Source organism: Rhodopseudomonas telluris, from assembly GCF_042432815.1.
Classification (GTDB): Bacteria; Pseudomonadota; Alphaproteobacteria; order Rhizobiales; family Xanthobacteraceae; genus Rhodopseudomonas; species Rhodopseudomonas telluris.
The window spans coordinates 447,795-470,288 of the sequence record NZ_JBHLWM010000005.1; the positions used below are offsets into that span (position 1 = coordinate 447,795).

General features: G+C 66.1%; 17 protein-coding genes and 1 riboswitch. Of the genes, 9 read left to right on the forward strand and 8 right to left on the reverse strand.

All coding sequences use genetic code 11. The annotated features are described in order from the left end of the window. The first annotated feature begins 23 nt into the window (after positions 1-23). Entirely contained in the window at positions 24-1,253 is a 1,230-nt protein-coding gene (locus tag ACFFJ6_RS13610; RefSeq protein ID WP_378388531.1) for a three-Cys-motif partner protein TcmP, read from the forward strand. On the opposite strand, the gene ACFFJ6_RS13615 is transcribed toward ACFFJ6_RS13610, so the two are convergent. The 6 genes from ACFFJ6_RS13615 to ACFFJ6_RS13640 form a co-directional block, all read right to left on the reverse strand. Then, positions 1,254-2,075 (reverse strand): isocitrate lyase/PEP mutase family protein, encoded by an 822-nt coding sequence (locus tag ACFFJ6_RS13615; RefSeq protein WP_378388533.1) that lies wholly within the window; start codon positions 2,073-2,075, stop codon positions 1,254-1,256. 779 nt (positions 2,076-2,854) lie between these two features. Then, on the reverse strand, positions 2,855-3,337 hold the full coding sequence (greA, locus tag ACFFJ6_RS13620; RefSeq protein WP_378388535.1) for a transcription elongation factor GreA: 483 nt from the start codon (positions 3,335-3,337) through the stop codon (positions 2,855-2,857). Between the two features lie 57 nt (positions 3,338-3,394). Beyond that, positions 3,395-3,898, reverse strand: a complete 504-nt coding sequence (locus tag ACFFJ6_RS13625) for a mismatch-specific DNA-glycosylase (RefSeq protein ID WP_378388537.1) — start codon at positions 3,896-3,898, stop codon at positions 3,395-3,397. Between the two features lie 25 nt (positions 3,899-3,923). Beyond that, positions 3,924-4,325, reverse strand: a complete 402-nt coding sequence (locus ACFFJ6_RS13630; RefSeq protein WP_378388539.1) for a DUF2147 domain-containing protein — start codon at positions 4,323-4,325, stop codon at positions 3,924-3,926. 323 nt (positions 4,326-4,648) lie between these two features. Then, positions 4,649-5,641, reverse strand: a complete 993-nt coding sequence (locus ACFFJ6_RS13635; RefSeq protein WP_378388541.1) for a GGDEF domain-containing protein — start codon at positions 5,639-5,641, stop codon at positions 4,649-4,651. A 162-nt stretch (positions 5,642-5,803) separates the two neighbouring features. Continuing rightward, positions 5,804-7,003, reverse strand: a complete 1,200-nt coding sequence (locus ACFFJ6_RS13640; protein ID WP_378388543.1) for a TrmH family RNA methyltransferase — start codon at positions 7,001-7,003, stop codon at positions 5,804-5,806. A gap of 408 nt (positions 7,004-7,411) precedes the next feature. Here ACFFJ6_RS13640 and ACFFJ6_RS13645 point away from each other — a divergent pair, with 408 nt between their 5' ends. The 5 genes from ACFFJ6_RS13645 (at position 7,412) to ACFFJ6_RS13665 (ending at position 13,567) form a co-directional block, all read left to right on the forward strand. Beyond that, positions 7,412-8,638 carry an NADP-dependent isocitrate dehydrogenase gene (locus tag ACFFJ6_RS13645; RefSeq protein ID WP_378388545.1) on the forward strand — a complete coding sequence of 409 codons (1,227 nt, stop codon included), beginning with the start codon at positions 7,412-7,414 and terminating at the stop codon, positions 8,636-8,638. Between the two features lie 153 nt (positions 8,639-8,791). Next, entirely contained in the window at positions 8,792-9,124 is a 333-nt protein-coding gene (locus tag ACFFJ6_RS13650; RefSeq protein ID WP_378388547.1) for a YnfA family protein, read from the forward strand. Positions 9,125-9,272: 148 nt separating this feature from the next. Continuing rightward, entirely contained in the window at positions 9,273-11,048 is a 1,776-nt protein-coding gene (locus ACFFJ6_RS13655) for a cation:proton antiporter domain-containing protein (RefSeq protein WP_378388549.1), read from the forward strand. 229 nt (positions 11,049-11,277) lie between these two features. Further along, positions 11,278-11,553 carry a GlsB/YeaQ/YmgE family stress response membrane protein gene (locus ACFFJ6_RS13660; RefSeq protein WP_378388551.1) on the forward strand — a complete coding sequence of 92 codons (276 nt, stop codon included), beginning with the start codon at positions 11,278-11,280 and terminating at the stop codon, positions 11,551-11,553. A gap of 58 nt (positions 11,554-11,611) precedes the next feature. Beyond that, entirely contained in the window at positions 11,612-13,567 is a 1,956-nt protein-coding gene (locus ACFFJ6_RS13665; protein WP_378388553.1) for an AI-2E family transporter, read from the forward strand. Positions 13,568-13,767: 200 nt separating this feature from the next. Here ACFFJ6_RS13665 and ACFFJ6_RS13670 read toward each other — a convergent pair whose 3' ends face one another. Together ACFFJ6_RS13670 and alaS are read right to left on the reverse strand one after the other, a co-directional pair. Further along, complete coding sequence (locus tag ACFFJ6_RS13670) at positions 13,768-14,541, reverse strand: GNAT family N-acetyltransferase (protein WP_378388555.1); 774 nt, start codon at positions 14,539-14,541, stop codon at positions 13,768-13,770. A gap of 1 nt (position 14,542) precedes the next feature. Continuing rightward, positions 14,543-17,212, reverse strand: coding sequence for an alanine--tRNA ligase (alaS, locus tag ACFFJ6_RS13675; protein WP_378388557.1), 2,670 nt, complete (start codon positions 17,210-17,212; stop codon positions 14,543-14,545). A 238-nt stretch (positions 17,213-17,450) separates the two neighbouring features. Further along, a riboswitch (glycine riboswitch) is annotated at positions 17,451-17,556 on the forward strand. A 135-nt stretch (positions 17,557-17,691) separates the two neighbouring features. On the opposite strand from alaS, the gene gcvT reads away from it, so the two are divergent. The 3 genes from gcvT (at position 17,692) to gcvP (ending at position 22,253) form a co-directional block, all read left to right on the forward strand. After that, complete coding sequence (gcvT, locus tag ACFFJ6_RS13680; RefSeq protein ID WP_378388559.1) at positions 17,692-18,840, forward strand: glycine cleavage system aminomethyltransferase GcvT; 1,149 nt, start codon at positions 17,692-17,694, stop codon at positions 18,838-18,840. A 9-nt stretch (positions 18,841-18,849) separates the two neighbouring features. Continuing rightward, positions 18,850-19,215 (forward strand): glycine cleavage system protein GcvH, encoded by a 366-nt coding sequence (gene gcvH, locus ACFFJ6_RS13685; protein WP_054162400.1) that lies wholly within the window; start codon positions 18,850-18,852, stop codon positions 19,213-19,215. 143 nt (positions 19,216-19,358) lie between these two features. Beyond that, positions 19,359-22,253, forward strand: a complete 2,895-nt coding sequence (gcvP, locus tag ACFFJ6_RS13690) for an aminomethyl-transferring glycine dehydrogenase (RefSeq protein WP_378388561.1) — start codon at positions 19,359-19,361, stop codon at positions 22,251-22,253. The last annotated feature ends 241 nt before the right edge of the window (positions 22,254-22,494 follow it).

Here is a 22,494-nt window from a genome sequence, read left to right on the forward strand (position 1 = left end):
GCGATCAATTGCACTGGGGACAGATGGTCGGAAAGCCCTATGAGTGGAAAATTGGCGCCGAACTTGAAGAACATTCGCGCCGCAAGCACAAAATTGTTCGCCAATATTTCTCGCGCTATCTAGCCGTCCGCTGCCAGAGACCACAACAGGCTCGCTTCCGAATTGCAATTGTGGACGGCTTTGCTGGGGCTGGCGCATATAATTGCGGCGCACCGGGATCGCCGCTGATTTTCCTCCAAGAGCTTGAAATAGCCACCGAAGCATTCAACATCAAGCGCGCGGCGGAAGGCATGTCGCCTATCGACATCGAGTGCTTACTTATCTTTAACGATTTTAACCCGGACGCAATTGAGATCCTAAAAGATCGAGTAGAACCAATAATTGCAGCATCGAAAGACAGGCTGCGGCGACTGCATCTCAAAGTCCAATATTTCAACGACAAATTCGAAGCTGCCTATCCAGATATTAAGAGCCTAATCGAACGCGGAAACTACCGCAGCGTGATCTTCAATCTGGACCAGTGTGGCACCAGCCACGTTGAATACGAAACAATTATTGATATTTGCAAATCTTTCACGTCGGCCGAAATCTTCTATACCTTCATGATCACGTCACTTCTCGCATTTCTGCAACGCACAGATCGAGCACAACTAAGCAGACAACTCAGACCATTCGGGCTCACGGAAGACGACTTAGTCAACCTTGACGGCGTCATGAACAATAAGGAATGGCTGGGCGCCGCCGAACGGATCGTATTTAACTCCTTCAACAGGTGCGCCGCTTACGTAAGCCCATTTTCGATTAACAATCCAGATGGATGGCGATATTGGTTTATTCACTTCGCTAACAACTACAGAGCTAGACAAGAGTACAACAACGTGCTGCATGAGAACGCCACCATGCAGGCGCACTTCGGTCGTTCCGGCCTAAATATGCTGTCTTACGACCCTTCACATGATGGTGCGCTGTATCTATTTGATCCCCCCGGACGCGAAGACGCCAAGCAACAGCTTCACAAAGATATTCCGCGATTGGTTACAAGCTTCGGCGACGCGATACCGGTCAGTGAGTTTTACAGCAGCATTTATAACTCAACGCCGGCACACACGGACGATGTCCACGCTGTGATAATCGAGAATCCAGATTTGGAGATTTTTACCGAACAAGGTGGCGAGCGAAAGCGCCCCAACACAATCAAGCCGGGCGACATCCTTCGAGTGAAGCGTCAGCGCAGTTTCCCAATCTTTTATTGATTACTTCCCCCCAAACACCCCGTTCAACTCCGCCCCCTTCGCCGCGCCCGCCAGTGCCGTGAACGTCCCCTGCGCGGCGATCTCGCGCGCGGCGGTGAGGAACCCGCCCCAGGCGGCGCGCGCGAGTGCGCCGCCGACGCTGATGCGGCGGACGCCGAGGGCGGCGAGGTTGGCGACGGTCATGGTGGCCGGCTGCACCGTCAGGACGTTGAGGGGCTTCGGCGCGACGGCCTGCACCAGCGTGGTGATCTCGGCTTCGGTCGAGATGCCCGGCGCATACAGGCAGTCGGCGCCGGCCTCGGCGAACGCCACCAGCCGCGCCGCGGTCTTGGCGAGGTCGCGCTCGCCGCACAGAAAACCTTCGCAGCGTGCGACCAGCAGCACGTCTTCGCCGGTGGCGTCGATCGCCGCGCGGGCCGCCTTGATGCGCTCGGTGCCGAGCGCGTCGTCGTAGAGCGGGCGCGCCGCGTCGCCGGTGGAATTCTCGATCGACAGGCCGGCGATGCCGGTCGCCACCGCGCGGGTGACGTTGGCGGCGACGCCTTCCGGCGCGTCGGCGAAGCCGCCCTCGAAATCGGCGTTGATCGGCAGATCGACCGCGGCGCTCAGCGCCGTCAGATGCGCCAGCACGTCGTCGCAGGTGACGTGATTGTCGGCGCGCCCGGTCGACCACGCATAGCCCGAGCTGGTCGAGGCCAGCGCCTGAAAGCCGAGATGCTGCAGCAGCCGCGCACTGCCGACATCCCACGGATTGGGCAGCACGAAGCAGCCCGACTGATGCAGCTGACGAAACGCGGCGCGCTTCTGCGAGGTGGTGGTCATCGGCGATCTCCCTGATTTTCGGACAGGCTAGCAGACCCGGTGCGCGCTCGCGCCCGGCGGCTGCAGAGCAGGACGATCGGCACAAGGCCGATGTGACAGCGGCACGCGCCGGGTCGCCACGCGCCGCGACCGTCCCAGCTTGTGACGCCATGGCGGACGCGCGTTAACACTTCGAACGCGGGCGGAACAAAGGGGCGACGAATCGGCCGAATCGGGCTCAGCGGGACGAGGCGGGCTGGATGTGGTTGCTGGATCACCCACGCCCCCGCTAGCGCTAGGAGCGCACGCGCCCATTCACGCGGCTCACGGCCGCCGAACAGTTAACGCGCGTCGCGCTCAGCCTGCGGGCGCCGAGTGCGAGAACGATCAGGCCGATTTTCTCCGTGTACGCGCCCGCGCTCGCCCGGGCGACGTTGGCTGTCCCATCCTGTGACGCGCTTTCGTCTGCGCGTTAACACTCCGAACACTGGCGGAACAAACCACCGACGAATCGCTGCGAATCGGGATGAGCGAGATAGCGCGCCTGTATGTCGGGGTTCGAGTGTTGGAAGGCCTACAACACCTGGGAGGCGCGTGCTCGCTTGGCGACGAGCGGACGGCGAAAGCGTTAACGCGGCTAACTCGATGTGAGATTGGGCCCGGCGGCTTGCGTGGGGAGCTTCATCCCCGAGGTCGCTTCGCTCGCCCGGGCTACAGTCGGTGCATCCACCCGCCGCATATATCAGCGCAGCAATCCGCTTTCTCATCGACGAGTCCGCTACGCCGGGCGACGCAGTCCCCTACTCGATCTCCATCACCTCGAGCTCCTGTGCGCCCTTCCCCACCACGTCGCCGACTTCCTTGCCCATCAGCAGCCGCGCCACCGGTGCGGCGAACGAGATCGTGCCCTGCTTCGGGTCGGCCTCGTCTTCCCCGACGATGCGGTAGGTCTGCACGCGGCCGTCGGGGCGGCGGAAGGTGACGGTGGAGCCGAACGCGACGACCTCGTTGGTTTCCGGCTCGGGCATCAGCTGCGCGCTGCGGACGCGGATGTCGAAATAGCGCAGGTCGCGCGCCGGGATCGCCTCGGCGCGGCGCCGTTCGTTGACGTCCTCGATCGCAGCCGCGGCCTCGACGCCGGCGCGCGCTTCGGCCAGCTGCGCCTCCAGCGCCTTCAGCCCCGCCGCCGTGACGAGATTGGGATGCTCCGAAATCGGCCGATCCGGCAGCATCGTCTCCGCTGCGGTCTCGGCACTTTCTTCCTTGGTAAAGGCGACGCTCACTCACAACTCCAGATCAAGCGGCAAGACCAACCGGACGCAAACGCAGATGCGCGGCTCTCACCGAGATTCGAGGCAACGTGCGGCCTCGGCTAATTCGAACCAATATTTCTCGTTTGAGTTCCAATTCCAAGCCGCCATTGGCGAGGTCGATGGCAGCACGAAGATCCTCGTATCTCCGATGCACTCGGACTGCCGGCCGAAGTCCACGCGACGACCAAAGAACCTCTTGCCGGCCTCCAGACTCGTAAAGGCCAAATAGGTCGGGCGATGTCGCTCGATCTTGTCTCTCAGAACGATCCGATGTTCCGGCTTCGGCCGAACGTCGCGATCGCTGCCGGCTAGATCCTTGCAAAGGTCCGTCAGTCCGATGCCGAATTTGACGACCTCGTTGAAGGCTGTGGGATCAAGCTTCTCGTTCGTGATGGTCGTGTCGTGGAGCACGCTCCAAAACTTGTTCCGCTTGTGCGCATAGTAACAACCGGCGGCCCCGGACGCACGCCCCGCCGCGGTGCCACAAAATACGATCCGTAGTCCCGTCTTCAGGACATCCGGCAAGACCATTTGTTCTGTAACTCGCAAGACCGCCTCAGTTACTCCGCGTCCAGGTTGAGGATTTGCAGATCAGGCCGCCCATCGCGCAGCCCTGGGTGGTCAGCGTGCCGCCGGACAGGGTCATCTTGCCCGCATAGGTCTTGCCGTCTTCGGGATTGAAGGCGCTGCCGCTCCAGGCGTCCGGGCCGGTCGGCTTCATGTCAAAGAACACCTTCTGGCCGACCTTGGCGGGCGTGTCGGTGCCGGGCTTGATCCAGGCCAGCGTGCCGCACAACGCGCCGCCGCAGGGCGCGAACTTCACCTTGGAGGCGCCGGTGTCGCGCAGCCAGATGCCGGCGACGTCATCGGCGCGGACGGCGGTGCCGCTCATGGCGGCGCCGAGCGCCGCCAGCACCGCAATGCCGAGCGCGCGGCGACCGATCGAGAGCTGTCGCATGTTTGCTTCCCCCATTTTGAACGCGGCGCATCGCCGCTTGTGAGCCAGCCAATCGCGGGATGTGGCGCAAGTCAATCGGCGCGGATCGCCCCGCCCTGCTGGAGCGCTTCATCGATTGATGGAAGCGATACGGTCTTTCCAGAGGCGATGTGTCCTCATCCTGAGGAAGGAGCCCGGCGAAGCCGGGCGTCTCGAAGGATGAGGGAACGCAGCACGGGTGGCCCATGGTTCGAGACGGCGCTGCGCGCCTCCTCACCATGAGGCTTTCCCTGCGGCAAGAGACCCGGATCGTCAGCTCCGATTCCATCGGAAACAAAACTGCTCTAGCCGCGCGAGGGAGACTGGACGATGCGGTTTCGTCCCTGGTTTTTCGCGTCATAGAGCAACGCATCCGCTGTCTCGAACAGACTGTGCGACGTCTTGTCGGCCGTGCACGTCGCGGTGACGACGCCGAAACTCGCGGTGACGACGCGCGCGGTCGGCGACGCTTCGTGCGGGATGGCGAGGTCGAGGATGGCCTCACGCAGAGCCGTCGCCACCACCAGCGCGCCGGCCTCATCGGTGTCCGGCAGGATGCAGACGAACTCCTCGCCGCCCCAGCGCGCCGCCAGATCGGCCGGCCTGAACATCCGCCTGTCGATCACTTCGGCGACGCGCTGCAGGCAGCGATCGCCCTGCAGATGCCCGTAGCGGTCGTTGAAGGCCTTGAAGTGGTCGATGTCGAGCAGGATCAGCGACAGCGGGGCGCCGGACCGCACATGCCTAGCGTAGCTGGTCGAAAGCACGCTGTCGAAATGCCGGCGGTTGGCGATCGCCGTCAACTCGTCGGTGAGATTGGCCTGCACCAGTTTGCGGTGCATCTCCGCGAGCTGTTCGGCGGCGCGCTTGCGCTCGGTGATGTCGCGGACGATCGAGCAGTTCATCTTGCGGCCGAGACACTCGACGAAATTGACCGTCACTTCGACCGCAATGTCGACGCCGTCCTTGGTCCGGTTGACGGTTTCGAGCGTGAACGAGCCGCGGGATTCGACGTCGCGCCAGTGGTCGCGCCAGATGTCGGCGTTGAACAGCGGATCGAGATCCAGCACCGTCATCGACAGGAACTCGGCCTGCGAGTAGCCGAGCAGCTTGGTCGCGGCCGCGTTGACGAACATCACCCGCCCGTGCTCGTCGAGCCAGATGATCATGTCGGCGATCCGGTCGATCGCATATTTGGCGAGCAGCGCGTTTTCGTTGAGGCACTCGCACATCGTCACCTGGCACAGCGGCTCGGACGAGGCCGGCTGCCCGGGTCCGCCGTGTCCACGATCTGGCATGTCATGTATCAAGCTCGGAGCCCTTGTCGCAGTTTCGCGCGCCCCCCTCGCAAGGGGCTTTCCATCGCGGTAAGCGAATTGCTCGGACAAATACGTTACAAATGCGGTACCAGTTGGGAAACCGGTCGCGTCGTCGGTGGCATGCTTAACCCGAGGTGAGCCCTACCCCGCCAGCACCGCTTCCAGCCGCGCCAGCACGGCGGCGATGTCGCCGGTGACGTCGGTCGCCTCGATCAGCGCCACGCGATAGTCGCGCGCTTCGAGCCATTCCTTGCGCATCGCCCGGTCGCGGACGATCGCGTCGCTCTCGTCCGGATTGACCAGTTCGATCGCGATGCGGTGGGGGAACGAGACGAAATCCGGGATGTGGCGGCCGACCGGGGTCTGACGCTTGAAGGTGCCGGCGAAGCGGCGGTCCTTGCGCAGATGTTCCCACAGCAGCCGCTCGGCATCGGTCGGGTTGCGGCGGAGCATGCGGGCGAGCCCGCGCAACGAGCCGCCTTCGGCATCGGAGCCGCCGGCCGCCGCGCGCTCGGCCAGCAGCGCGCGCAGCCGCGTCGCCTGCTCGCCGTCGAGCACGCCGCCCTTGGCCGGCCCCTTGCGGCCCTCGGCGATCGCCATGATGGCGCCGTGCAAAGTGTGGATGTCCTGCTTGGTCGGATCCATCCGGGTGAAGATGTTGCGCAGGTTCACCAGCATGGTGTCGCGCTTCTCCGGCGGGCGGAGGAACTCGACGCGGTCGAGCTCGGCGACGAGGTTGTCGAAGAACGCGGTCATCTGGTGCTGCGACGCCGGCTCGGAGCGCTCCGGCATCGCGAAGGGCAGCGCGCCCCCCGTGGCGTGCTTGAACCATTCGTAGCCCATCAGCAGCACCGCCTGCGCCAGGTTGAGCGAGGCGAAGGCCGGGTTGACCGGGAAGGTGACGATGCGGTTGGCGAGCGCCACCTCGTCGTTCTCGAGGCCGTGGCGCTCGCGGCCGAACATGATGCCGGCGGTGACGCCGGTGGCCGTCGATGCGACGATCTCCTGCGCGGCGGCTTCCGGCCCGACCACCGGCTTGGCCTGGTCGTGCGCGCGCGCCGTGGTGGCGAACAGCAGCGTGCAATCGGCCACCGCGGCCTCGACGCTGTCGAACAGCTCCACCGCATTGAGGATGTGATCGGCGCCGGCCGAGGCGCGGGTCGCGGCGATATTCGGCCAGCCGTCGCGCGGTTTTACCAGACGTAAACGCTTAAGGCCGAAATTACCCATCGCCCGCGCGCACATCCCGATGTTCTCGCCGAGCTGCGGTTCAACAAGAATCACAACAGGCCCGGCGAGGTCCGCCGCGGGCTTGGATTTATCGGTGCCTGAACCGGCCATCGGACGAGCTTTCGGAAGGGCGCCCCGGTGTCGCACGAGGTCGGCGGCCAGAGGCGCGTTGAGATTCTAGCGGAGCTTGAACAAGGCAACCGCGCAGGCGCCGTTCCGCGCCCTTGCTGGTGCCAAGGCTGGCGCGTTTTCTCAAGCGAAATAATACATTTACCAAGAGTTTTGACGATTCGTTAAGAACTTGAGGTTCCCGCTCATCCGACGCGTGAGCAAGGGCCGTTATGCGCCCTGCCGGACAGCCGCCGCGCATGCGTCCCCGCCATGCGCCGGAGCGTTGCGAATCCTGCGCAATTGCCCGCCCATTCAGCTTTCCAGCGCGCGCCGGGCAGTGCTATAGCGGGCGCGGCTCAAGCCCAATCCCGCCCCCGAAGCGCTGTCTCAAAGAAGGCCCGATCCCGCATGGCGAAAATCAAGGTGAAGAACCCCGTCGTCGAACTCGACGGTGATGAAATGACCCGCATCATCTGGCAGATGATCAAGGACAAGCTCATCACCCCTTTCCTTGATGTCGAGCTGATGTATTTCGACCTCGGGATGGAGCACCGCGACGCGACCGACGACCAGGTCACCATCGATGCGGCGAACGCCATCAAGCAGGTCGGCGTCGGCGTGAAGTGCGCCACCATCACCCCGGACGAAGCGCGGGTGAAGGAATTCGGCCTCAAGAACATGTGGAAGTCGCCGAACGGCACGATCCGCAACATCCTCGGCGGCGTGATCTTCCGCGAACCCATCATCTGCAAGAACGTGCCGCGGCTGGTTCCGGGCTGGACCAAGCCGATCGTGATCGGCCGCCATGCCTACGGCGACCAGTATCGCGCGACCGACATCAAGTTCCCCGGCCCGGGCACCCTGACGATGAAGTTCGTCGGCGAGGACGGCTCGGTGATCGAGCGCGAAGTGTTCAAGGCGCCCGGCGCCGGCGTCGCGATGTCGATGTACAACCTCGACGAGTCGATCAAGGACTTCGCCCGCGCCTCGCTGAACTACGGCCTGATGCGGAACTATCCGGTCTACCTGTCGACCAAGAACACCATCATGAAAGTGTATGATGGTCGCTTCAAGGACATCTTCCAGGAGATCTTCGACGCCGAGTTCAAGAAGGAATACGACGCCAAGGGCCTGACCTACGAGCACCGCCTCATCGACGACATGGTCGCGTCGGCGCTGAAGTGGTCGGGCGGCTACGTCTGGGCCTGTAAGAACTACGACGGCGACGTGCAGTCCGACACCGTGGCCCAGGGCTACGGCTCGCTCGGCCTGATGACCTCGGTGCTGATGACGCCGGACGGCAAGACGGTGGAAGCCGAAGCCGCCCACGGCACCGTGACCCGCCACTATCGCGAGCACCAGAAGGGCAAGGCGACCTCGACCAACTCGATCGCCTCGATCTTCGCCTGGACCCGCGGCCTCGCGCATCGCGCCAAGCTCGACTCCAACGAAGAGCTCGCCCGCTTCTCCGACCTGCTCGAGAAGGTGTGCGTCGAGACCGTCGAAGCCGGCGCGATGACCAAGGACCTCGCCCTCCTGGTCGGCGCCGACCAGCGCTGGCTCTCGACCGAAGGCTTCCTCGACAAGGTCGCGCAGAACCTCAACAAGGCGATGAGCGAGACCAAGGCCGCCTGATCGGGCGCACATCTCAAGATCAGAAAGGCGCGGATGCCCTCCGCGCCTTTTTCTTGGCCGGTGCCGGCCTTCCCTCTCGGCCACCGCGCTCTATGCTGGACGTCCAACGCCTGACGTCTCCCCTCCGAATTCGAGCCCGCGCGCGACCGCAAGATGACCTCCCTCCTCACCTTCTGTGCCGCCGCGGTGATGGAGATCGCCGGCTGCTTTGCGTTCTGGGCCTGGCTGCGACTCGACAGGTCGCCGCTGTGGCTGATCCCCGGCATGGTCGCGCTGGCGTTGTTCGCCTATCTGCTGACGCTTGCCGAGAGCCCATTTGCCGGCCGCGCCTACGCGGCCTATGGGGGCATCTACATCGCCAGCGCGCTGTTATGGGGCTGGGCGATGGAGGGCCACCGCCCGGACAGCTGGGACATGATCGGCGCGGCGATCTGTCTGGTCGGGATGAGCGTGATCCTGTTCGCCCCGCGCTCGCTGCCGGCGTAAGCCGGCGCGATCTCTTTACTGCGGCAACGCCCTGCACGCGGCGGCACGGGACGCTGGCCGCCCCATCCATTGCGATGTTTTGACGCAGTTCTCCAAGAGTTTGATTTAGCCCCGAGCCGCGGCGTCGGTCGCGTGATCTGGAATCAAAATGACAACTGCAAGCGATATCGGAGTCTACCGCGAAGCACTGGTGTTTCTCGGGACCGCCGGCGTGGTGATTCCGCTGATGGCGCGGTTGCGCATCAGCCCGGTGCTCGGCTTTCTCGTCGCGGGCCTCGTGCTCGGCCCCTACAGCCTCGGCCGCATCGGCACCGGCATCCCCTGGCTGGAAGCGATCACCATCACGTCGCAGGACGCGGTCGACCGCCTCGCCGAACTCGGCGTCGCCTTCCTGCTGTTCACCATCGGGCTCGAACTGTCGTTCGATCGGCTCTGGACGATGCGCCGGCTGGTGTTCGGGCTCGGCATGCTGCAGGTGGTGCTGACCACCGCGGCGATCGCCGGCATCGCGATCGGCTTCGGCAACACGGTGGAAGCCAGCCTGGTGATCGGCGCCTGTCTGGCGCTGTCCTCGACCGCGATCGTGCTGCAGCTTCTCGCCGAGCAGAAGCGGCTGGCGACGCTCGCGGGCCGCAGCATCTTCGCGGTGCTGCTGGCGCAGGATCTCGCGGTGGTGCCGATCCTGTTTCTGATCGTGGTGCTCGGCCAGGCCAATAGCGACGCCGCGCAGGGCGCCACCTCGGCCAGCTCGGTGTGGTTCGGCCTCGGCATGGCGCTGATCCAGGCGATCGCCGCGATCCTGCTGATCATCGGCTTCGGCCGGCTGGTGCTGCGCCGGCTGTTCCGGCTGGTGGCGCACACCCGCAACCGCGAGCTGTTCATGGCCACCATCCTGTTCGTGGTGGTCGGCACCTCGCTGCTGACGCACGTCGCCGGCCTGTCGATGGCGCTCGGCGCCTTCCTTGCCGGTCTCGTCCTGGCCGAGACGGAATTCCGCCGTCAGGTCGAAGTCGATATCGAGCCGTTCAAGGGCATGCTGCTCGGGCTGTTCTTCATCTCGGTCGGGATGCGGATCGACGTCGCCGAAGTGGCGCGCTACCCGCTGATGGTGGCGGCTTCGGTGTTCGGCATGGTGTCGCTGAAGGCGGCGCTGATCGCCGGCCTGACACGCGCGTTCGGCCTGTCGTGGCCGGTGGTGGCGGAAGCCAGCCTGCTGCTCGCCGGCGGCGGCGAATTCGCCTTCCTGGTGCTCGGCCTCGCCAGCTCGTCGGGGCTCGTCACCCACGAGGTTGAGCAGTTCATGCTGCTGGTGTCGTCGGGCACGATGATGCTGACGCCGTATCTGGCGCGGCTGTCGCGCAAGGCCAGCACGCGGGTGCGCAACGCCACCGCAGTGGCGGACGGTCACGCCGAGCCCGGCCCGGCTGAAGACGGCCGCATCATCGTGGTCGGCTACGGCCGCGTCGGCCGCATCCTCGGCGACATCCTGAAGAAACAGGACAAGCCGTTCCTCGGCATCGAGATCGACCCCGAGGCGGTGGCGAAGGCGCGCCGCGCCGGGCACAACCTGGTCTATGGCGACGCCACCCAGCGCGCCTTCCTGCGCAGATGCGGCCTCGCCGGAGCGCCGGCGCTGGTGGTGACGATGCACGATGCGGTGGCGGCCGAGCACGTCGTCGCCGCCGCCCGCGCCGAGCGCCCCGACCTGCCGGTGATCGTCCGCGCCCGCGACGCCGAACACGCCCGCCGGCTGTTCAAGCTCGGGGCCACCGACGTGATCCGCGAAGTGCTCGAAGCCAGCTTCGAGATCGCCTCCACGGTGCTGCAGACGCTCGGCACCCCGGTCGGCAAGGTGATCGCCATCATCCACGACGAGCGCGACACCCGGAAGAAGCAAGTGCGCGAAGGAATGGCGACGGACTGATAACCGGCAATCCGATTTGCGACGCCCGCGCGTGTTCGTTAGACGGCCGACGCGCCGTGCGCGTGCGCGTCCTCCACATCGAGCCACCTGCCCCGCTGTTTCGTTTTGACCGCGGCGGGCAGGGCCTGCGCAAGTCTTGGCCCGCGCAAGTCTTGGCCCGCGCAAGGAACTCAGCACCTCGACTGCACTTATCGATGATCGGCGCTCTGCCGTACGGAGAGCTTCCTTCATGAACATGTCCGGCGAAAGCCTCGTCGTTATTCTCCTCGTCGGCATCGTCGCCGGCTGGCTGGCCGGCCAGATCGTCCGCGGTGCCGGCTTCGGGCTGATCGGCGACCTGCTGATCGGCATCGTCGGCGCTTTCATCGGGAGCTGGTTGCTGCCGAAGCTCGGCATCCATCTCGGCGCCGGCATCGTGCGCGCGATCATCAACGCGACGATTGGCGCGATCATCCTGCTGCTCGTCCTCCGGCTGGTCCGGGGCGGCGGCTTCCGCCGATACTAATCTGCCGCGCCGCCGTCAGCGTCAGTCCGGTCCGCATCCTGCCGAGAGCGTCGAAGTGATGAAGCTGGGGAAGCCGCAAAGTCTGGAAGACGTCGCCGGTCTCGTCGGCGCGTGCGCCGTGACGATCCTGGCCGTCATCATCATTTCGGCGCTGTATGTCGGGCGCGAAGTGTTCGTGCCGGTGGCGCTGGCGATCCTGCTGAGCTTCGTGCTGGCGCGCCCGGTCAACTTCCTGCAGTCGCTGCGGGTGCCGCGCGCGGTCGCGGCGATCACCACGGTGCTGCTGGCCTTCGCGGTGATCTTCGCGCTGGGCAGCCTGATCGCCACGCAGCTGTCGCGCCTCGCCGGCGACCTGCCGCAGTATCAATCGACCATCCAGGCCAAGATCACCTCGCTGCGCGGCGTCACCGGCGGCTCGACGACGCTGGAACGCGCCGAGGGCATGCTGCAGGATCTCAGCAAGGAGCTGAACAAGCCGAAGAATGCGCCGACGCCGTCGCTCAACACGCCGACGACGCCGTCGCGGCCCGTCGCCCCCGTTCCGGTCGAAGTGCTGCAGCCCGATCCCGGAACGCTCGCCAATCTGCGCTCGCTGATCGCACCGCTGATCTCGCCGTTGGCGATGACCGGCATCATCGTGATCTTCGTCATCTTCATCCTGTTGCAGCGGGAAGATCTGCGTAACCGGCTGATCCGCCTCGCCGGCACGCACGACCTGCAGCGCACCACCGCCGCGCTGGACGACGCCGCCAGCCGGCTGAGCCGGCTGTTCCTCAATCAGTTGCTGATCAATTCCGGCTTCGGCGTCCTGATCGGCGTCGGCCTGTGGATCATCGGCGTGCCGAGCCCGGCGCTGTGGGGCATCCTCGCGGCGGTGCTGCGCTTCGTGCCGTATATCGGATCGATCATCGCGGCCGCTTTCCCGCTGACGCTTGCGGTCGCGGTCGATCCCGGCTGGTCGATGCTGGCCTGGACGGCGATCCTGTTCTTCGTGATCGAGCCGGCGATCGCCCAGGTGATCGAGCCCATGGTGTACGGCCGCAGTACCGGACTGTCGCCGGTCGCCGTGGTGATCTCGGCGACGTTCTGGACCGCGCTGTGGGGACCGATCGGGCTCGTGCTCGCCACCCCGCTGACGGTGTGTCTGGTCGTCCTCGGGCGCCACGTCGAGCGATTGGCATTTCTCGACGTGATGTTCGGCGACAGGCCGGCGCTGTCGCCGCCGGAGATCTTCTATCAGCGCATGCTGGCGGGCGATCCGACCGAAGCCGCCGAGAAGGCCGAGCAATTCCTCAAGGAACGCTCGCTGTCGTCTTACTACGACGACGTCGCCCTGAAGGGCCTGCAGCTCGCGCAGGCGGACCTCGACCGCGACGCGCTCGACGCGGTACGCCTCGCGCGGATCAAGGACACGGTGCTGGAATTCACCGAGGACCTCACCGACGAGATCGATCAGGAGCCGGTCGGCGACGACGCCACCACCGATGCCGAGGCGGCCGCCGCCGTCGAAGAGACGCCGACCGACAGCGCCGACGACGACATCGCCGTGCTGAAGCCGACCGACCTCAAGCCCGGCTGGCAAGGCGATGCGCCGGTGCTGTGCATCGGCGGGCGGTCGCAGCTCGACGAGGCCGCGGCGCTGATGCTGTCGCATCTGTGCCGCGTGCACGGCATCGGCGCGCGCGTGGAGCCGTCGAGCGCGCTGTCGACCAAGAACATCTTCAGTCTCGATGTCTCGAACGTGGCGCTGATCTGCCTGTCGTATCTCGAAGCGTCGAACACCACGCACATCCGCTACGCCGTCCGCCGCCTGCGCCGCAAGGCGCCGCACGCCAAGATCATCGTGGCGCTATGGTCGGCGGATGCCCCGAAGGTGGCCGATACCAACGAGTCCGCTCAAGCCGACGCGACCGTGCTGACGCTACGCGACGCCGTCAAATACTGCGTCGAGGAAGCCACCAACGAACCGCCGCCGCAGACCATCGAGATGCCGGTGATCAGCGCGGCGGTGTAGGAGCGAAGTACGGACTTCGCAATACGTCCACTCCTCCTCTCGTCATTCCGGGGCGCGCGCAGCGCGAACCCGGAATCCATACCCCCTGTGTTCAGCGGCAAAAAACGGGACTCAGTCCGTCCCTCGACCGCCACTGCTGCGGCGTACGGATTCCGGGTTCGCTCGCTACGCTCGCGCCCCGGAAGGACGGGGTGAGGCTGTTAGTTCTGCGGCGCCCGCCGATAGGCGTAGCGGTACAGTTCCTGGTCGAAGCCCAGGCTCGCATAGAGGGCGCGGCCCGCGGTGTTGTCGGCAACGACTTGCAGGCAGACGGCCTTGGCGCCGTTGCCGATGCCCCAGGCGAACAGCGCCTGCATCAGGCGGCGGCCGAGGCCCTGGCCGCGCAGCGCTGCATCGACCACGACGGACTCGACCACCAACAGATCGCCGGACACCACGCCGTAGGCGGTCGCAACGATCGCCTTGTCGCGGCGAAGCGCGAGGAAGCCCGCGGGCAGCGCGATCGCATCGACGACGCGGGCGTACACGGCCGCATGCGACGACGACCGTGCCTGCAGCCGCGCGATCGCGGCCAGCCATTCGGCGTCCGGGCGCGGCGCCAGTGTGATGTCCAGCGCGGCGGCGGACGTATCATCGGCGAAACGCTCGCCGGCGAACTCGCGCAGCAGCGTGCAGGTCTCGCCTTCGCTGGTGAAGCCGTGCTGATCGAGTTCGCGATTGACCTGCGCGGCGCCCGCGATCAGCGTCGGGACGCGGACGATCAGCGGCAGGCCGTGGTCGCGATACAGCGCGGCGAATCCATCGAGCTGCTCCGCGATGCTCGCGGCGCGGCCGTGCAGCGGATTGACCGAGTTCGCGCGGCGCGACACGCCCTCGCCGAACCGCAGCAACCAGTCGCCCTGCATCGCGCTGCGCAGCGCCGGCCAGGCGTCGAGGCAGGCCTGCTCGACCCGCCACGCCAACGTCGCAGTCATGCTACCCGCCGATTGCGGCCGCGATCGCTTCCAGCGCGGCGTCGGCCTTGGAGCCGTCGGGGCCGCCGGCCTGGGCCATGTCGGGCTTGCCGCCGCCGCCCTTGCCGCCGAGCACTTCGGACGCCTTGCGGACCAGATCGACGGCGGAGAACCGCGCCACCAGATCCGGCGTGACGCCGACCACGATCGAGCCCTTGCCGTCCTCGCTCTTGGCGATCAGCGCGATCACGCCGGAGCCGATCTGCTTCTTGCCCTGATCGACCAGGCTCTTGAGATCCTTGATCTCGATGCCTTCGACCGAGCGCGCCATCAGCTTGACGCCGCCGATGTCGCGCACGTCGCTGCTGCCGCCACCGGCCGCAGCGCCGCCGCCCATCGCCAGCTTCTTGCGCGCCTCGGCGAGTTCGCGCTCGAGCTTCTTGCGCTCCTGCACGATCGCGCTGGCGCGCGACGTCACGTCGCCGAGCGAGGCGTTGAGCTCCGCCGAGACGACGCGCAGATCGTTACGCAGGTTGTTCAGCGCCTGCCGTGCGTGGCGGCCGGTCAGCGCCTCGATGCGGCGGACACCGGAGGCGACCGCGCTCTCGCCGGTGATCGACACCAGGCCGATGTCACCGGTGCGCTTGACGTGGGTGCCGCCGCACAGTTCGACCGACCAGCCGAGCGCGTTCGAGCCATGCTCGCGCGCCGCCTTGCCCATCGAGACGACGCGAACTTCATCGCCGTACTTCTCGCCGAACAGCGCGCGGGCGCCGGCCTCGCGGGCGTCGTCGACAGCCATCAGACGCGTCATCACCTCGTCGTTCTCGAGCACGATGTCGTTGGCGATGTCTTCGACCTGGCGCAGTTCGTCGGGCGTGATCGGCTTCTGATGCACGAAGTCGAAGCGCAGCCGGTCGGGCGCCACCATCGAGCCCTTCTGGGCGATGTGATCGCCGAGCACCTGGCGCAGCGCCTCGTGCAGCAGATGCGTCGCCGAGTGATTGGCACGGATCGCCGAGCGGCGGGCATGATCGACATCGAGCGCGAGCGCGACGCCCGACTTGATGGTGCCCTGCTCGACCGTGCCGAAATGCACGAACAGATCGCCGGCCTTCTTCAGCGTATCGGTGACGACGAAGCGCACGCCATCGGCGGTCAGCACGCCGGTGTCGCCGACCTGGCCGCCGGACTCGGCATAGAACGGCGTCTGGTTGACGACGATCGCACCGCTGTCGCCGGCCTTCAGCTCATCGACTTCAGCGCCGTCCTTGACCAGCGCGGTGACGACGCCCTCGGCGGTCTCGGTGTCGTAGCCGAGGAACTCCGTGGCGCCGAGCTTTTCGCGCAGCGAGAACCAGACGGCTTCGGTAGCGGCTTCGCCGCTGCCGGCCCATGACGCGCGCGCCTTGGCGCGCTGGCGGTCCATCGCGTCGGTGAACGAGGCGATATCGACGTTGATGCCGCGGTTGCGCAGCGCGTCCTGCGTCAGGTCGAGCGGGAAGCCATAGGTGTCGTACAACGTGAACGCGGTCTCGCCGTCGAACATGTCGCCCTTCTTCAGGGTCGCGCTCTTCTCGTCGAGGATCGACAGGCCGCGCTCCAGCGTCTTGCGGAAGCGCGTCTCTTCGAGCCGCATCGTCTCCTCGATCATCGCCTCGGCGCGCACCAGCTCGGGATAGGCCTGGCCCATCTCGCGCACCAGCGCCCACACCAGCCGCCACATCAGCGGCTCCTTGGCGCCGAGCAGCTGGGCGTGGCGCATCGCGCGGCGCATGATCCGGCGCAGCACGTAGCCGCGGCCTTCGTTCGACGGCAGCACGCCGTCGGCGATCAGGAACGACGACGAGCGCAGGTGGTCGGCGATGACGCGGAACGAGGCCGCATCGTCGCCGCTCGGACCGCGGCCGAGCGCCGAGGACGTCGCGTCGATCAGGTTGCGGAACAGGTCGGTGTCGAACACGCTGTCCACGCCCTGCAGGATCGACGCCATGCGCTCGAGGCCCATGCCGGTGTCGATCGACGGACGCGGCAGCGGCACGCGCTCATCCTTCGTCACCTGGTCGTACTGCATGAACACCAGGTTCCAGAATTCGAGAAAGCGATCGCCGTCCTCGTCGGGCGAGCCGGGCGGGCCGCCGAAGATGTGCTCGCCGCGATCGATGAAGATCTCCGAACAAGGGCCGCACGGACCGGTGTCGCCCATCGCCCAGAAATTATCGGAGGTCGGGATGCGGATGATGCGGTCGTCGGAGAAGCCGGCGATCTTCTTCCAGAAATTCGCGGCCTCGTCGTCGGTGTGGTACACGGTGACGAGCAGCTTGTCCTTCTTCAGGCCGAAATCCTTGGTGATCAGATTCCAGGCGAGCTCGATCGCGCGTTCCTTGAAGTAATCGCCGAACGAGAAGTTGCCGAGCATTTCGAAGAACGTCAGATGCCGGGCGGTGTAGCCGACATTGTCGAGGTCGTTGTGCTTGCCGCCGGCGCGCACGCATTTCTGCGAGGTGGTGGCGCGCTGATAGGGACGCTTCTCCAGCCCGGTGAAGACGTTCTTGAACTGCACCATGCCCGCATTGGTGAACATGAGCGTGGGATCGTTGCGCGGCACCAGCGGCGACGACGAGACGGCCTCGTGGCCGTTCTTGGCGAAGTAGTTCAGAAACGCAGACCTGATTTCGTTAACGCCGCTCATGTTCGTCCATTCAGTCCGGAATGCCCGCGAAACGCCCGCCGGACCCCACTGTCCCGGAGTCCTGCCTTTTAGACGCGGGGCCGGCCGCTGTCCAGAAAGTGGGTGCTGATTCAGTTGTTTGCCACCTGGCGAGGTCCCGCCTGGGGCCAACCTGGGGCGGTTGCGAACAGCCGTTGATAGCTCGCTGCACTGCGTTGACAGCCTTGCTGCGGCCGTGTTTGTGTCCTACCTGTTGAGACTAAGTCGCGTCGGGAGAGATCGGCCCAATCCTTCAGTGAAGGGGGGCCGGCGCCGAAGGAGCAACCGCCCCGGAAACTCTCAGGCAAACGGACCGCGCGACTTGATGACATCTGGAAAGAGACCTGGTTGGGCCCTGCCCGATGCAGGTCCGCCGACGGGATAATGCTCTCAGGCACAGCGACAGATGGGGCTCGAAATGGTGACGAGAAATCGGTCTCGGGAACCGTGGGAGCCTGGATATGCTGGCCCGTGATGATGCGGCTGCCTTGAAACGAACTCCGCTGCATGCGCTCCACCTGGCGCGCGGCGGAAAGATGGTGCCGTTCGCCGGCTACGACATGCCGGTGCAATACACGCCCGGCGTGCTCAAGGAACATCTCCACACCCGCGCCGCCGCCGGCCTGTTCGACGTCTCGCATATGGGGCAGATCGAGCTGCGGGCGAAGTCCGGCAAGCTCGAGGACGCCGCGCACGCGCTGGAGCGTCTGGTGCCGCAGGACATCGCAGCGCTGGCGCCGGGCCGTCAGCGCTACGCGCAGTTCACCAATGAAACCGGCGGGATTTGCGACGACCTGATGGTCACCAATCTGGGTGACCGGCTGTTCCTGGTGGTCAATGCCGCCTGCAAGACCGAGGACGAGGCGCATCTGCGCGCGCATCTGTCGGAGGCTTGCGACATCACCGCCCTGCCCGAACGCGCCCTGCTGGCGCTGCAGGGGCCGAAGGCCGAGGCCGCGCTCGCCAAATTCTGTCCGGACGTCGCCAAGCTGAAATTCATGGACGTCGCCGAGCTGACCGTGGCAGGCCTGCCCTGCATCGTGTCGCGCTCCGGCTACACCGGCGAGGACGGCTTTGAGATCTCGGTGCCGGCCGACGGCGCCGAAGCATTCGCCGAGAAGCTGCTGGCCGATCCGGACGTGCTGCCGATCGGGCTCGGCGCGCGCGACAGCCTGCGGCTCGAAGCCGGGCTTTGTCTCTACGGCCACGACATCGACACCACGACGACCCCGGTTGAAGGCGCGCTGAGCTGGTCGATCCAGAAGAGCCGGCGCTCCGGTGGCGCGCGGCCGGGCGGCTTCTTCGGCGATTCGGTGATTCTGCAGCAGCTGGGCGGCGGCACGTCGCGCATTCGCGTCGGCCTGCGGCCGGAAGGCCGCGCCCCAGTGCGCGAAGGCGCGCCGCTGTTCGCGAGCGCCGATGCGGCCGAGCCGATCGGTAGCGTCACCTCCGGCGGCTTCGGCCCCAGCCTGAACGCCCCGGTGGCGATGGGCTATCTGACGCGATCGCACGCGACGCTCGACACCCAGGTTTTCGCCGAGGTGCGCGGCCAGCGTCTGCCGCTGCGCGTCGCCGCCATGCCGTTTGTTCCGAACACCTACAAGCGCTGAGGATTCCGCATGACCACCCTCTACACCTCCGATCACGAATGGCTGAAGATCGAAGGCGACGTCGCCACCATCGGCATCACCAACTACGCGCAGGAACAGCTCGGCGACGTGGTGTTTGTCGAGCTGCCGAAGGTCGGCCGCAGCGTCAAGAAGGCTGAAGCCGCCGCGGTGGTCGAATCGGTGAAGGCGGCCTCGGACGTCTACGCGCCGATCTCGGGCGAGGTGCTCGAGGTCAACGAGACGCTCGGCACCGAGCCGGCGCTGGTGAATTCTGACGCCGACGGCGCCGCCTGGTTCTTCAAGCTGAAGATCGCCGACAAGAGCGAACTCGACGGCCTGATGGACGCCGCCGCCTACAAGGCCCACACGGCTTAATAACAAGCCGTCCGTTCGCGTGAATTCGTCATTGCGAGCGAAGCGAAGCAATCCAGCTCCGGGGCACTGAGCCCCTGGATTGCTTCGTCGCTTCGCTCCTCGCAATGACGCGGTTGAGCATTTCTCGAAACGAGGACCAGAGCATGCCGCATCGCCGACCGATCGACGCCGCCAATGACTTCGTGCGCCGGCATATCGGGCCGTCGCCGCAGGACATCGGCGCGATGCTCTCCACCGTCGGAGCCGGCAGCCTCGACCAGCTGATGGCCGAGACGCTGCCTTATGCGATCCGCATCAAGGAGCCGCTGTCGCTCGGCGCGCCGCTGTCGGAGACCGAAGCGCTCGCGCACATGACCGAGCTGGCGGCGCAGAACCAAGTGTTCACCTCGCTGATCGGCCAAGGCTATTCGGGCACGGTGCTGCCCACCGTGATCCAGCGCAACATTCTGGAAAATCCCGCCTGGTACACGGCCTACACGCCGTATCAGCCCGAGATCAGCCAGGGCCGGCTGGAGGCGCTGTTCAACTTCCAGACCATGATCTGCGACCTCACCGGGCTCGACGTCGCCAACGCCTCGCTGCTCGACGAGGCCACCGCAGCCGCCGAAGCCATGGCGCTCGCCGAGCGCGCTTCCGCGGCGAAATCGAAGGCCTTCTTCGTCGATCGCGACGCCCATCCGCAGACGCTGGCGGTGCTACGCACTCGTGCCGAGCCGCTCGGCTGGACCATCCTGGTCGGCGATCCCGAGACCGATCTGGACGCCGCCGACGTGTTCGGCGCGCTGCTGCAATATCCCGGCTCGTCGGGCGCGCTGCGCGATCCGCGTTCCGCGATCGCCAAGCTGCACGAGAAAGGCGCGATCGCCGTGATGGCCGCCGACCTGCTCGCGCTGACGCTGATCACGCCGCCCGGCGAACTCGGCGCCGACATCGCGATCGGCTCGGCCCAGCGCTTCGGCGTGCCGATGGGCTATGGCGGGCCGCACGCCGCCTATATGGCGGCGCGTGACAGCCTGAAGCGCAGCCTGCCCGGCCGCATTGTCGGCCTGTCGATCGACAGCCACGGCCAGCCGGCGTATCGGCTGGCGCTGCAGACCCGCGAGCAGCACATCCGCCGCGAGAAGGCGACCTCGAACATCTGCACCGCGCAGGTGCTGCTGGCGGTGATCGCCTCGATGTACGCGGTGTATCACGGCCCCGACGGCCTCGCTGCGATCGCCCGCCGCGTCCACCGCCGCACCGCGACGCTCGCCGCCGGGCTGAAGCAGCTCGGCTTCGCGCCGGTGAACGAGACGTATTTCGATACGCTGACGGTGGAGGTCGGCGACAAGCGCGACGCCATCGTGGCCCGCGCCGAGGCCGAGACCATCAACCTGCGCATCAACGCGACGTCGCTCGGCATCGCGCTCGACGAGACCACGACGCCGGCGACGGTCGAGGCGCTGTGGCGCGCGTTCGGCGGGGCGCTCGACTATGCGAGCGTCGAGCAGGATGCGTCGGACACGCTGCCGGCAACGCTGACGCGCAGCAGCGATTACATGACGCAGGCCGCGTTCCAGGACTATCGCTCCGAGACCGAACTCTTGCGCTACATGCGCAAGCTCAGTGACCGCGACCTCGCGCTCGACCGCGCGATGATCCCGCTCGGCTCGTGCACCATGAAGCTGAACGCCACCACCGAGATGATGCCGCTGACCTGGCCGGCATTCGGCAGCCTGCATCCGTTCGTGCCGCGCGCGCAGGCGGAAGGCTATCACGCGATGTTCGCCAAGCTCGAAGCCTGGCTGGCCGAGATCACCGGCTATGATGCGGTGTCGCTGCAGCCGAATTCCGGCGCGCAGGGCGAATATGCCGGCCTGCTGGCGATCCGCGGCTATCATTTGTCGCGCAACGAACCGCATCGCAAGATCTGCCTGATCCCGTCCTCGGCGCACGGCACCAACCCCGCCTCGGCCGCGATGGCCGGCATGGATGTCGTGGTGGTCGCCTGCGACAGCCATGGCGACGTCGATGTCGACGATCTGCGCGCCAAGGCCGAAGCGCATTCGGCGAATCTCGCCGCGGTGATGATCACCTATCCGTCGACCCACGGCGTGTTCGAGGAACACATCCGCGAGATCTGCGACATCGTCCACGCCCATGGCGGACAGGTCTATCTCGACGGCGCCAATCTCAACGCGCAGGTCGGTCTCGCCCGGCCCGGCGACTACGGCGCCGACGTCAGCCACCTCAATTTGCACAAGACGTTCTGCATTCCGCATGGCGGCGGCGGCCCCGGCATGGGGCCGATCGGCGTCAAGGCGCATCTGGCGCCGTTCCTGCCCGGCCATCCGGCCGAGGGCGAGCCGACCAGCGGCGTGCTGCACGGCGGCGGCACGGTGTCGGCCGCGCCCTATGGCTCGGCGTCGATCCTGACGATCTCCTACATCTACATCCTGATGATGGGCGGCGCCGGCCTGAAGCGCGCCACCGAGATCGCGATCCTCAACGCCAACTACATCGCAGCGAAACTGCAGCCGCATTTCCCGGTGCTGTATCGCAACCTGCGCGGCCGCGTCGCGCATGAATGCATCGTCGATCCGCGACCGCTGAAGACCACCACCGGCGTCACCGTCGACGACATCGCGAAACGGCTGATCGACTACGGCTTCCATGCCCCGACCATGAGCTTCCCGGTGCCGGGCACGCTGATGATCGAGCCGACCGAGTCGGAATCGAAAGCCGAGATCGACCGGTTCTGCGACGCGATGATCGCGATCCGCCGCGAGATCGCGCAGATCGAGGAGGGCCGCTTCAAGATCGAGCAGTCGCCGCTGCGTTTTGCCCCGCACACGGTGCACGACGTCACCTCGGCGGAGTGGACGCGGCCCTATCCGCGCACGGAAGGCTGCTTCCCGGCGCCGCATTCGCGGACCGACAAATACTGGAGCCCGGTCGGCCGCGTCGACAACGTCTACGGCGACCGCAACCTGGTCTGCTCCTGCCCGCCGATCGAGGACTACGCACTGGCGGCGGACTACGCGCGAGCCGCGGAGTAAGCGCGGTAGTGGAGAAAGCGAGGCAACGGGTCGGCGGAAACGTCGACTCGGGACCGGGCGCAAGGAGAATGACCGCCACGGCCGCAGTGCCGGAAAAATCCGCATGCCGGGCGCATCGCGTCGAACGTCGACATCACCCAAGGCGTCGTTGGCGGGCCTGACCCGGCTATCCATCCGCTCCGCAAGAGGCCGTCCTGCAGCGCGCTGCGCGCGCGATGGATGCGCGAATCAAGCCGGCGCA

Excerpts from the sequence above, each read along its gene's own strand:
- ACFFJ6_RS13670 (WP_378388555.1), bottom strand. The coding sequence starts at position 14,541 with ATGACTGCGACGTTGGCGTGGCGGGTCGAGCAGGCCTGCCTCGACGCC.
- ACFFJ6_RS13650 (WP_378388547.1), top strand. The coding sequence starts at position 8,792 with ATGACCTCCCTCCTCACCTTCTGTGCCGCCGCGGTGATGGAGATCGCC.
- gcvT (WP_378388559.1), top strand. The coding sequence starts at position 17,692 with ATGCTGGCCCGTGATGATGCGGCTGCCTTGAAACGAACTCCGCTGCAT.
- ACFFJ6_RS13640 (WP_378388543.1), bottom strand. The coding sequence starts at position 7,003 with ATGGCCGGTTCAGGCACCGATAAATCCAAGCCCGCGGCGGACCTCGCC.
- ACFFJ6_RS13635 (WP_378388541.1), bottom strand. The coding sequence starts at position 5,641 with ATGCCAGATCGTGGACACGGCGGACCCGGGCAGCCGGCCTCGTCCGAG.
- ACFFJ6_RS13625 (WP_378388537.1), bottom strand. The coding sequence starts at position 3,898 with ATGGTCTTGCCGGATGTCCTGAAGACGGGACTACGGATCGTATTTTGT.
- ACFFJ6_RS13655 (WP_378388549.1), top strand. The coding sequence starts at position 9,273 with ATGACAACTGCAAGCGATATCGGAGTCTACCGCGAAGCACTGGTGTTT.
- ACFFJ6_RS13630 (WP_378388539.1), bottom strand. The coding sequence starts at position 4,325 with ATGCGACAGCTCTCGATCGGTCGCCGCGCGCTCGGCATTGCGGTGCTG.
- gcvH (WP_054162400.1), top strand. The coding sequence starts at position 18,850 with ATGACCACCCTCTACACCTCCGATCACGAATGGCTGAAGATCGAAGGC.
- ACFFJ6_RS13665 (WP_378388553.1), top strand. The coding sequence starts at position 11,612 with ATGAAGCTGGGGAAGCCGCAAAGTCTGGAAGACGTCGCCGGTCTCGTC.
- ACFFJ6_RS13660 (WP_378388551.1), top strand. The coding sequence starts at position 11,278 with ATGAACATGTCCGGCGAAAGCCTCGTCGTTATTCTCCTCGTCGGCATC.
- ACFFJ6_RS13645 (WP_378388545.1), top strand. The coding sequence starts at position 7,412 with ATGGCGAAAATCAAGGTGAAGAACCCCGTCGTCGAACTCGACGGTGAT.
- alaS (WP_378388557.1), bottom strand. The coding sequence starts at position 17,212 with ATGAGCGGCGTTAACGAAATCAGGTCTGCGTTTCTGAACTACTTCGCC.
- gcvP (WP_378388561.1), top strand. The coding sequence starts at position 19,359 with ATGCCGCATCGCCGACCGATCGACGCCGCCAATGACTTCGTGCGCCGG.
- ACFFJ6_RS13610 (WP_378388531.1), top strand. The coding sequence starts at position 24 with ATGGTCGGAAAGCCCTATGAGTGGAAAATTGGCGCCGAACTTGAAGAA.
- ACFFJ6_RS13615 (WP_378388533.1), bottom strand. The coding sequence starts at position 2,075 with ATGACCACCACCTCGCAGAAGCGCGCCGCGTTTCGTCAGCTGCATCAG.